Below are 9,932 nucleotides of genomic sequence, written 5' to 3'. Positions count from 1 at the left end.
TGTTCGTCTTCTGGGAGGCGACGAGCCTCGCCTCCTTCTTCCTCGTCGGCTTCGACCACACCGCCCGCGGCGCCCGGCAGGCGGCGCTCCAGGCGCTTCTCGTGACGGGCGCCGGCGGGCTGGCGCTGCTCGCCGGCCTGCTGCTGGTGGCGGACGCCGCCGGCACCACCTCGATCGCCGGCATCATCGCCGCCCGCGAGGCGGTCCTCGCCGCCCCGACGGCCGCGCCGGCGATGCTGCTCGTCATCCTCGGCTGCTTCACCAAGTCGGCCCAGGTCCCGTTCCACTTCTGGCTGCCGAACGCCATGGCCGCGCCGACCCCGGTCAGCGCCTACCTCCACTCGGCGACCATGGTGAAGCTCGGCGTCTACCTGCTGGCCCGGCTCAATCCGGTCTACCAGGACGAGGCCGCCTGGCAGGCGATCCTCACCGGCTTCGGTCTCGCCACCAGTGCGACCGGCGCCGTCCTCGCGCTCCGCGAGACCGACCTCAAGCGCGTCCTCGCCTATACGACCGTCACCGGCCTCGGCACCCTGACGCTGCTGATCGGGGTGGCCCCGGCCGAGGCGGCGACGGCGGCGATGACGTTCCTCGTCGTCCACGCCCTCTACAAGGCGGCGCTCTTCCTCGTCGCCGGCATCGTCGACCACGAAACGGGGGCGCGCGACGCCAGCCGTCTCGGCGGCCTCGGCGGCGCCATGCCGATGACCGCGCTCGCCGCCTCGCTCGCCGCCCTCTCCATGGCCGGCCTGCCGCCCTTCGTCGGCTTCGTCGCCAAGGAACTGGTCTATGCCGTCAAGCTGGACGGCGAGAGTTCGGCGCTCCTCGTCGCCGTCGGCTTCCTCGTCAACGCGACGACGGTCGCCATCGCCGCGGTGCTGTCGCTGCGCCTCTTCTTCGGCGCCCGCCGGCCGACACCGCGGGCGCCGCACGATCCCGGATTCGCCATGCTCGCCGGTCCGCTGCTGCTGGCCGTGCTCGGGCTCGTCGCCGGCAGCCTGCCCGGCCTCCTCGGTGACCGGCTGGTCGGCCCCGCCGCGGCGGCGATGCTGGGGCGGCCGGCCGACGTCCATCTCGCGCTCTGGCACGGACCGTCGGCGCTCCTCGCCCTCAGCATCGCCACCATCGCCGCCGGCATGGCGCTCTTCGCCGCCTGGGGACGCATCGTGCCGGGGATGCGCCGCGCCGCCATCGTCGATGTCGCCGGCCCCGCCGCCCTCTACGAGCGCGGGCTGGCGAAGCTCCTCGACATCGCCGAGCGGACGACGCGCGCCATCCAGCACGGCAGCCTCCGCGGCTACCTGCGGCTGCTCTTCGCCGTCACCGCGGCGGCGATCCTGGCCACGCTGGTGCTGCGCGGCGGCCTGGCGCTTCCGGCCTTCGATGCGGCCGGCCTCGACGCGCGGGCCCTGGCGCTGATCGGGCTGCCGGTGGGGGCGCTGGCGGCCGCGGCCGCACCGACGGTCTTCGTCGCCATCCTGGCGATGGGCCTCGTCGGCTTCACGACGGCCGTCCTGTTCCTCGTCTTCGGCGCTCCCGACGTCGCCTTCACGCAGTTCGCGGTCGAGACGCTGCTGGTGGTGATCTTCGCCGCCGCCATGACCCGCATGCCGATCCGCCGCCGCAGCCGCCGCCGGCCGGGCGAGCGCGCGGCCGATGCCGCGATCGCGGTCGCCACCGGAACCGCCGTCACGCTCGCGCTGCTGGCCGTCCTCGCCCAGCCCTACGACGCGCGCCTCTCCGACTGGTTCGGCGCGGAGAGCCTGCTGGCGGCGCACGGCCGCAACGTCGTCAACGTCATCCTCGTCGACTTCCGGGCGCTCGACACACTGGGCGAGATCACGGTGCTGGCGATCGCCGCCTTCGCCGTCGCCGCCTTGTTGCGCCCGGCCGGGAAGGAGCAGGTCCGATGAACGATTCCCTGATCCTGCGGACCTCGGCCCCGCTGCTGCTGTGGCTGTCCGTCGCCGTCTCCCTGTTCATCCTGCTGCGCGGGCACAACGCGCCCGGCGGCGGCTTCCTCGGCGGCCTGCTCGGGGCGGCGGGCGTGCTGATCTACGCGATCGCCCGGGGACGGGCCGCCGCCCTGCGGCTGCTGCGCCTCGCCCCGGTCAGCTATTGCGGCATCGGGCTCCTGGCCGCGCTCGCGAGCGGGCTGCCGCCCATTCTCGCCGGCAGCGCCCCCTACCTGACGCACCTCTGGGCCTTCCCGGCCGGGCTGCCGCTCGGGACCACGATCCTCTTCGACCTCGGGGTCTATCTCGTCGTGCTCGGGACCGTCACCGCCATGTTCCTTTCCCTGGTCGGCGAGTGAGGACGGCCGCCATGGAAACGCTCTTCGCTGTCGCCGTCGGCACCGTCGTCGCCGCCTCGGTCTACCTCTTCCTGTCCCGCGACCTCCTGCGGGGGCTGCTCGGCTTCATCCTGTTCGGCACCGCGGTCAACCTCGCCATCCTGCTGGCGGGCCGGGTCGGCCCGATCCGGCCGCCGCTGGTCGACGGCGAGGTGCTGGGACCGGGTGCCGCCAACCCGCTGCCACAGGCGCTGATCCTGACGGCGATCGTCATCGGCTTCGGGCTCGCCGCCTTCGCCCTGATGCTGACGATGCGCGCTCATCGCGAGTTCGGCACGACCAGCGCGGAGGATCTGGCCGAGGCGGAGACGGCGCCGCCGGCCAGCGCTCCGCCGGCGCCGGCCGAGCGCCGGGAGGCGGCATGAACGCCCAGGCCCTCCTCGCGGCCCCGCTGCTGGCGCCGCTCGCCGGGGCCGCGGTCACGGCACTGCTCTGGCGCCGGCCGGCGGCGCAGCGGCCGATCAGCCTCGCCGCGGCCCTGGCGCTGCTCGCGGCGGCGGTCGGCCTGCTCGCCCACACGGTCACCGACGGCACCCTGGTCGGCGCCATGGGCGGCTGGCCCGCCCCCTTCGGCATCGTCCTCGTCGTCGACGTCTTCTCCGCCATCATGCTGGTCATCACCGGCGTCATGGCGGTCGCGGTCGCCGTCTACGCGCTGGGACCGGGCGCCCGCGAGCGCGACCGGGCCGGCTTCCACCCCCTCTTCCACGGCCTGCTGCTCGGCGTCGCCGGCGCCTTCGCCACCGGCGACCTCTTCAATCTCTACGTCTGGTTCGAGGTGATGCTGATCGCCTCCTTCGGCCTGCTCGTGCTCGACCGGACGCGCGAGCAGCTCGACGGCGGCCTGCGCTACGTCCTCCTCAACCTCGTCGGCACGACCTTCTTCCTGCTGGCGACCGCGCTGCTGCTCGGGCTGACCGGTACCCTCAACATGGCCGACCTGGCGCGCGTCGCGCCGGAGGTCGGCAGCCAGGGCGCGCTCGCCGCCGCCGCCATGCTGCTGCTCGTCGCCTTCGGCGCCAAGGCGGCCGTCTTCCCGCTCTTCAACTGGCTGCCGGCGGCCTACCACACGGCGTCGATGCCGGTCGCGGCGATCTTCGCCGCCCTGCTGACCAAGGTCGGCGTCTACGCGATCATCCGGGTCTTCACCCTGATCTTCGCCCATGACGCCGCCTTCTTCGGGCCGATCCTGGCGGCGGTGGCGATGGCGACGATGGTGACGGGCGTGCTCGGCGCCGCCGCCCACTACGACGTGCGCCGCATCCTCTCGTTCCACATCATCAGCCAGATCGGCTACATGCTGGTCGGCGTCGCCCTGATGACGCCGCTCGCGATCGCGGGCAGCATCCTCTACGTCATCCACCACATCGTCGTGAAGGCGAACCTGTTCCTGGTCGCCGGCGCCATCCGCCAGGCGGGCGGGTCCTTCGCGCTCGCGCGGCTCGGCGGCCTCTGGATCACCCGGCCGCTGCTCGGCCTCCTCTTCCTGGTGCCGGCCCTGTCGCTGGCCGGCCTGCCGCCGCTGTCGGGCTTCTGGGGCAAGCTCGCGGTCGTGCGCGCCAGCCTCGAGGCGCAGTCCTGGCTCCTCGCCGCGGTCGCGCTGGCGGTCGGCGTCCTGACCCTGTTCTCGATGGTGAAGATCTGGAACGAGGCCTTCTGGAAGGAGGCGCCCGCCGACGCCCGGCCGGCGCCGGCGACACGGACCGAGCGGGTCGCGACCTTCGCGCCGATCGTGGCGCTCGCCGCGGTGACGGTGACGATCGGGCTGTGGACGGAGCCGTTCCTCGCCCTGTCCTTCCAGGCGGCGGACGGGCTGCTCGATCGCCGCGCCTACATCGCGGCCGTCCTCGGTCCCGAAGGCCTCGGTCCCGGAGCCCTGCCATGATCGGCGGCACGATCCGGATCGGCATCGCCTTCGTCGCCGAACTCGCCAAGGCGACCTGGGCCACCATCCGCGCCGCCGTGGCGCCGCCGGGCCGGCTGCGCCCGGCGATCCTGGCGGTTCCCCTCGACGTCCGCTCGCCGGCGGCGATCACGCTCTTCGCCGACATGGTGACGCTGACCCCGGGGACCACCAGCCTCGCGGTCTCCGAGGACGGCCGCGTCCTCTACGTGCATTGCCTCGACGCGCCGGACCCCGAGGCCGCCGTCGCCGAGATGAAGCGGGCGCTGGAACGTCCGGTCCGGGAGATCCTGCCATGACCATCGTCGCCATGGCCGCGACCGCGGCCGCCTGTCTCGTCGGCCTCGCCCTGATCGGCGTCGCCTGGCGCCTGCTCGCCGGCCCGTCGGCCGCCGACCGGGTGATCGCGACCGACATGCTGGGCCTGCTCGCCATCGCCATCGCCGCCCTCGCGGCGGTGCTGGCCGGCCATGCCGCCTTCCTCGACGTCGCGTTCGCCATCGCCCTCTTCGGCTTCCTCGGGGCGGTCGCCTTCGCCGGCCTGCTGGAGCGCGCCTCGCGCAGCCCGGACGGGAGCGAGTAATGGCCGCCCTCCTCGACCTCGCCGCCGCCGCCTGCCTGCTCGCCGGCGGCATCGTCATCGCCCTGGCGGCGCTGGGCGTCGTCCGCTTTCCGGATCCGTTCACCCGGATGCACGCCGCGACCAAGTCGGGCGTCGTCGGCGCCGGGCTGCTCCTGCTCGGCGCCGGGCTGGCGCTGGGCGGGGTCGCGCCGGCGCTGACGGCCCTGGCCGGCCTCGCGTTCCTCGTCGCCACCACGCCGATCGCCTCGCATCTGCTGGGTCGTGCCGCCTACGTCGCCGGCGCACCGATCGCACCGGCGACGATCGCCGACGCCCTCGAGGGCGTCCTCGACCGCCGCCTCTTCGACATCGACCCGGCGCGCCGTCGGCGCGCCGAGCGGAAGCCGCCACCATCATCGGAGGAAGCCGCCATGACTGCGATCCCCTTTCCGGAGGCCGCGGGACGCCCGGCGCCGCAGCCGACGCCGCTGCGCCGAATCGTCTGCTGGCTGTCCGGCGCGGCCGCCCAGCCGGAGACCTCGGCGACCGCGCTCGCGCTGGCACGGGCCTCCGGCGCCAGCCTGACCGCGCTGTCGCTGGTGCAGCCCGCAGCCGAGCCGCGGGGGCCGCGCCCGATCGGCGGTTCGCACTGGGCGCGCTGGTCGGCCGCCTCCCGCCGCGAGCGGCAGCGCTCGGCCGCCGCCGCCGCGCTCGCCGATTTCGAGGACCGCGCCCGCGGCGCCGGGGTCGCGGCGACGGCGCGGCACGAGGAGGCCGGCCCGGCCGCGCTCGCCCGCCACGTCGCCGCCGCCGACCTCTTGGTGGTGCCGGCCGGCATCGACGCCGCCGGCGAGCGCGCCGACGGCGCCGACGAACTGGCCGCCCGCATCGCCACCGACCATCGCGTCCCGGTCCTTCGGGTCGCGCGCCGGTCGGGCCCCGTCCGCCGCATCGCCATCCTCGTCGATTCCGCCGCCGCCAGCGCCGGCCTGGCGCAGTCCTTCGCCCGCATCGGCCTGTGGGCCGATGCCGCGGTCGAGGTCGTGCCGCTCGGCGAGGTCCCGGCCGCCCTCGACGCGGCGGCGGCCCAGGCGGCGCTGCTCGGCGCCCATGGGCGCAGTGCGGAACTGGCCGCGCCGCTCGGCGACGACTGCACGATCGAGGAGGCGGCGACGTTCCTGCGCCGCTACGACGCGGTGGTCGCCGCACGCCTCGGCAGCGGTTCCGGGTGGTTCCAGGCGGTGCGCACCGACTGCCACGCCGTCGCCGCCACGACCGCGGCGCTCGTGCTGCTGCCGTAAGAGGGGGCGGCCGTCCTCCCCGGTGTCGCCGGACCGGCGCCGGCGGTAGCATGGATCATGCGCTGGTCCCGGTTCCTGTCTCCGCTGCCCCCCGCGGCGCGCCTGCCGGTCGCAGCCGGGCTCGCGGTCTTCGTCGTCGCCGTGCTCACCACCCAGCTCGCCCTGCGGCTGCAGGCGGCGGCCGACGATTCGCAGTTCCAGCGCCTGGGCGAGGTCTATCTCGACGGGCTCGCCGCCGGCGTCCGCGGGGCGCTCGAACGCGCCGACCCGATCGCGATCGAGGCCGGATTCCGGCGCGCCTTCGCCGAGCGGCAGGGCATCACCGAGCGCGGGCTGTTCGCCTTCGCCTCCGACGGGCGTCTCGTCGCCAGCCACGGCGATCCCGACCTCTCGGCCGAGCGGGCCGCCGCCGCCATGCCGGGCCGTCTCGACCTCGATTCCGCAAGCGGCGTCGCCTGGATCGCCCGACGCTTCGAGGGGCGCGCCGGCCGCCTCGTCGCCGCCCTCGACATGCGCGAAATCGCCTCCCAGCGGCGCCGGCTCGGGGTCGGCCTGCTGCTGCTCGACGTCGCCCTCGCCGCCGGCTGCGGCGTCCTCGCCTATCTCGGCCTCGCCTGGATGGGACGACCGGTCGCCATGGTCCTGGAGCGGCTGCAGCAGGCCGCCGCGGGCCGGCCGGAGCCGATCCCGGAAACCCTGGCGGCGCGCGCCGACCGCCCGACCTCGGACCTGATCCTGGCCTTCAACGCGATGGTCGAGAGTGTGCGCGAGCGCGAGCGGCTGGCCGACGCGGCGGCCGAGCGCGAGCAGGCCGCCGCCCTCGGACGCCTCGCGGCGACCCTGGCGCACGAGGTCCGCAACCCCCTCGGCGGCCTCGCGGCGGCGGTCTCGACGCTGAAGCGCTTCGGCGCCGAGCCGGCCGTGCGCGACGAGGCGCTGGGCCTGCTGGCGCGCGGCATCGAGGCCATCGACCGCATCGTGACCAGCGCGTTGCAGTTCTATCGCCCGGCCGACGAGCGCCGCCTCGGCGCGGTCGACTTTGCCGACCTCCTGCACCTCGTCCGGCCGGCCGCGGCCGAGGCCGGCGTGACGCTAGACTGGAAGATCGCGCTCGACCGCGACGTGCCGCTCGGCGCGGTCGGCGTGCGACAGGTGCTGCTGAACCTGCTGCTGAACGCCTGCGCCGCCAGCGGCCGCGGCGGCACCGTCCGCCTGTCGGCCGCCCTCGAGGGCCAGGACCTCGTGTGCACGATCGCCGACGACGGCCGCGGCCTGGAGCCGGCCTCCGCCGATCGCCTCGCCGGCGGGGCGCCGCAGGAGTCCGCCTCGCGCCGGCTCGGCCTCGGCGTCGTCGTCGGGCTGCTGGGCGGGCTCGACGCCCGCGCCAGCGTCGAGAGCGGCCCGGACCGCGGCACGACGATCCGGCTCGCCATCCCGCTCGGAGCCGAGCCGTGAGCCGGCGTCCGCTGGTGCTGGTGATCGAGGACGACCCGGTCCTGGGGCCGGCGCTCGCCCAGCGGCTGCGCCTCGAAGGGTTCGAGCCGCTGCTCGCCTCGACCGGCGCGGCGGCGCTGGAGGCGGTCGGCCGGCGGCGCCCGGCCGCGATCGTCAGCGACATCCGCCTGCCCGACATGAGTGGCGAGGCGATCCATCGCCGGATGGTCGAGGCCGCGGCGGCCGCGCCGACCTTCTTCATGACCGCCTTCGCGGACGTCGCCCAGGCGGTGCGCCTCGTCAAGGCGGGCGGACGCGACTACCTGACGAAACCGGTCGACGTCGACGCGCTGGTGGCGGCCGTGCGCGCGGCGACCGCGGAGGCACCCGCGCCCGCCGGCGATGCCGCCCTCGGACGCTCGGAGGCGATGCGCGCGGTCGAGGCGATGCTGCGCAAGGCGGCGCGCACCGACCTGCCGGTGTTGCTGACCGGCGAGACCGGGGTCGGCAAGGAGGTCGCGGCCCGTTTCCTCCACGGCGCCGCCGATCCCGCGCTTCCCTTCGTCGCGGTCAACTGCGCCGCCATACCGGCCGACCTGCTGGAGAGCACGCTCTTCGGCCATGAGCGCGGGGCCTTTTCCGGCGCCGCCACGCGGCAGCCGGGCCTCGCGGCCGAGGCCGGCGCCGGCACCCTCTTCCTCGACGAGATCGCCGAACTGCCGGACGTGCTGCAGGCGAAGCTGCTGCGGCTGGTCCAGGAACGGCAGTTCCGCCCGGTCGGCGCCGCGCGCGAGAGCACGTTCGCGGGCCGCCTCGTCTTCGCCACCCATGCCGACCTGCGCCGGCGGGTGGCCGAGGGGCGGTTCCGCGAGGACCTCTACTACCGGATCGCGGTCCTCGAAGTGGCCATCCCGCCGCTGCGGAACCGCGGCGACGACCTGACGGAACTGGCCCGGCGGCTCCTCGCCGCGGTCGACGCGCGGCTCGGGCTCGACCCGCACCGGCTGACCGACGCCGCCCTGGCCGCCCTGGCCGCCCACGACTGGCCGGGCAACGTCCGCGAACTGCGCAACCGCATCGAGCGGGCGGCGGCACTGGGCGAGGGGCCGGAGATCGGTCCGGACGACCTCTTCCCGGATCGCCTGCCGGCGCCGGCGGCGGCGCCGTCCGACCTCCGGACGGCCGTCGACGAGGCGGCCCGCGCCCGCATTGCCGACGCCCTGCGCCAGGCGGGCGGCAATCGCTCGGAGGCCGCCCGCCTCCTCGGCGTCTCGCGCACCACGCTCTGGAAGCGGATGCAGGATCTGGGTCTCTGAGCGGCCCCTGCACCGGCCGGTGCGCCATGCGCTGGCATGGATGCTGCGTTGCAGCGATGCGGTTGCCATCGGGGCCGCCGCCGGGCGACAATCCGCCATCTGCTCCTCTGGCGGCGCGCCACCGGGGCCGCCGCACGGCCGGCCCGCAGGGTGCTTCCGTGCGCCGCCGCCATCCCCATCCCCCGAGGACTCGTCACGACCATGGATCCGTCGCTTCAGAAGTTCGGCATCGGCCAGCCCGTCCCCCGGACCGAGGACCCGGTGCTGGTGCAGGGCCGGGGCCGCTACACCGACGACATCAACCTGCCGGGCCAGGCCCATGCGTGGATCGTGCGCAGCCCGATCGCCCACGGCGTATTGAACGGCATCGACACCGCGGCGGCGCTGGCCGCGCCGGGCGTGCTCGGCGTCTGGACCGGTGCCGACCTGGAGGCGGCCGGCTACGGACCGCTGAAATGCGTCGTGCCGCTGACCAACGGCGACGGCAGCCCGATGCGGAAGCCGAAGCGCCCGGCGCTGGCAGTCGACCGCGTGCGCTGGGTCGGCGACCCCGTCGCGGTCGTCGTCGCCCGCACCGCGGCCGAGGCGCGCGACGCCGCCGAACTGGTCGCGGTCGACATCGACCCGCTGCCGGCCGTGACCGACGCCGAATCGGGCACCGCCGAAGGGGCGCCGCAGCTCTATGACGACGTGCCGGGCAACGTCGCGCTCGACTACCATTACGGCGACCGCGAGAAGACCGCCGCCGCCTTCGCCGCCGCCCACCACACCGTCGCGATGCGCCTCGTCAGCCAGCGCGTCGTCGTCTCGGCGATGGAGCCGCGCTCGGCGATCGGCTCGATCGAGGACGGGCGCTGGGTTCTGCGCGTCGGCTGCCAGGGCGTCTTCGGACTGCGCGGCGCGATGGCGGACATCCTCGGCGTGAAGCCGTCCCAGGTCCATGTCCTGACCGGCAATGTCGGCGGCTCGTTCGGCATGAAGGCCGCCGCCTATCCCGAATATGTCGCGATCCTGCACGCGGCGAAGGAACTGGGGATGCCCGTCAAGTGGACGGACGAGCGCT

The 9,932-nt window shown here is 75.1% G+C and carries 10 protein-coding genes; all 10 read left to right on the top strand.

Features of this window, described 5'->3' with window-relative positions:
• Window positions 1-1,913: hydrogen gas-evolving membrane-bound hydrogenase subunit E (mbhE, locus tag ACE3Q3_RS20850; protein ID WP_374449177.1), on the top strand; the 1,913-nt coding region annotated here is incomplete at its 5' end.
• A complete protein-coding gene (locus tag ACE3Q3_RS20845; RefSeq protein WP_374449175.1) occupies window positions 1,910-2,314 on the top strand; it encodes an MnhB domain-containing protein in 405 nt (134 codons plus the stop codon). The genes mbhE and ACE3Q3_RS20845, both read left to right, overlap by 4 nt.
• Before the next feature lie 11 nt (window positions 2,315-2,325).
• Window positions 2,326-2,718: a sodium:proton antiporter gene (locus tag ACE3Q3_RS20840; protein ID WP_374449173.1), complete on the top strand. Its 393-nt coding sequence runs from the start codon at window positions 2,326-2,328 to the stop codon at window positions 2,716-2,718.
• Window positions 2,715-4,238 carry a Na+/H+ antiporter subunit D gene (locus ACE3Q3_RS20835; RefSeq protein ID WP_374449171.1) on the top strand — a complete coding sequence of 508 codons (1,524 nt, stop codon included), beginning with the start codon at window positions 2,715-2,717 and terminating at the stop codon, window positions 4,236-4,238. The genes ACE3Q3_RS20840 and ACE3Q3_RS20835 overlap by 4 nt, the downstream gene beginning before the upstream one ends.
• Window positions 4,235-4,555 (top strand): Na+/H+ antiporter subunit E, encoded by a 321-nt coding sequence (locus tag ACE3Q3_RS20830; RefSeq protein WP_374449169.1) that lies wholly within the window; start codon window positions 4,235-4,237, stop codon window positions 4,553-4,555. The genes ACE3Q3_RS20835 and ACE3Q3_RS20830 overlap by 4 nt, the downstream gene beginning before the upstream one ends.
• Window positions 4,552-4,839 carry a monovalent cation/H+ antiporter complex subunit F gene (locus ACE3Q3_RS20825; RefSeq protein ID WP_374449167.1) on the top strand — a complete coding sequence of 96 codons (288 nt, stop codon included), beginning with the start codon at window positions 4,552-4,554 and terminating at the stop codon, window positions 4,837-4,839. Before ACE3Q3_RS20830 ends, ACE3Q3_RS20825 begins: the two co-directional genes overlap by 4 nt.
• Window positions 4,839-6,119 carry a monovalent cation/H(+) antiporter subunit G gene (gene mnhG / locus ACE3Q3_RS20820; RefSeq protein WP_374449165.1) on the top strand — a complete coding sequence of 427 codons (1,281 nt, stop codon included), beginning with the start codon at window positions 4,839-4,841 and terminating at the stop codon, window positions 6,117-6,119. The genes ACE3Q3_RS20825 and mnhG overlap by 1 nt, the downstream gene beginning before the upstream one ends.
• Before the next feature lie 57 nt (window positions 6,120-6,176).
• A complete protein-coding gene (locus ACE3Q3_RS20815; protein ID WP_374449164.1) occupies window positions 6,177-7,574 on the top strand; it encodes an ATP-binding protein in 1,398 nt (465 codons plus the stop codon).
• Window positions 7,571-8,869: a sigma-54-dependent transcriptional regulator gene (locus ACE3Q3_RS20810; RefSeq protein ID WP_374449163.1), complete on the top strand. Its 1,299-nt coding sequence runs from the start codon at window positions 7,571-7,573 to the stop codon at window positions 8,867-8,869. Before ACE3Q3_RS20815 ends, ACE3Q3_RS20810 begins: the two co-directional genes overlap by 4 nt.
• Window positions 8,870-9,070: 201 nt before the next feature.
• On the top strand, window positions 9,071-9,932 hold an 862-nt coding region (locus tag ACE3Q3_RS20805), incomplete at its 3' end, for a xanthine dehydrogenase family protein molybdopterin-binding subunit (RefSeq protein WP_374449162.1).

The organism is Allostella sp. (genome assembly GCF_041913585.1).
Classification (GTDB): domain Bacteria; phylum Pseudomonadota; class Alphaproteobacteria; order ATCC43930; family Allostellaceae; genus Allostella.
Note: the sequence above shows the minus strand (reverse complement) of the source record. Positions and strands in the feature narration are given on the sequence as shown.

What these genes read in the sequence shown, in the direction of transcription:
- ACE3Q3_RS20815 (WP_374449164.1), top strand. Translation starts at nt 6,177, where the DNA reads ATGCGCTGGTCCCGGTTCCTGTCTCCGCTGCCCCCCGCGGCGCGCCTG.
- ACE3Q3_RS20845 (WP_374449175.1), top strand. Translation starts at nt 1,910, where the DNA reads ATGAACGATTCCCTGATCCTGCGGACCTCGGCCCCGCTGCTGCTGTGG.
- ACE3Q3_RS20835 (WP_374449171.1), top strand. Translation starts at nt 2,715, where the DNA reads ATGAACGCCCAGGCCCTCCTCGCGGCCCCGCTGCTGGCGCCGCTCGCC.
- mnhG (WP_374449165.1), top strand. Translation starts at nt 4,839, where the DNA reads ATGGCCGCCCTCCTCGACCTCGCCGCCGCCGCCTGCCTGCTCGCCGGC.
- ACE3Q3_RS20830 (WP_374449169.1), top strand. Translation starts at nt 4,235, where the DNA reads ATGATCGGCGGCACGATCCGGATCGGCATCGCCTTCGTCGCCGAACTC.
- ACE3Q3_RS20840 (WP_374449173.1), top strand. Translation starts at nt 2,326, where the DNA reads ATGGAAACGCTCTTCGCTGTCGCCGTCGGCACCGTCGTCGCCGCCTCG.
- ACE3Q3_RS20825 (WP_374449167.1), top strand. Translation starts at nt 4,552, where the DNA reads ATGACCATCGTCGCCATGGCCGCGACCGCGGCCGCCTGTCTCGTCGGC.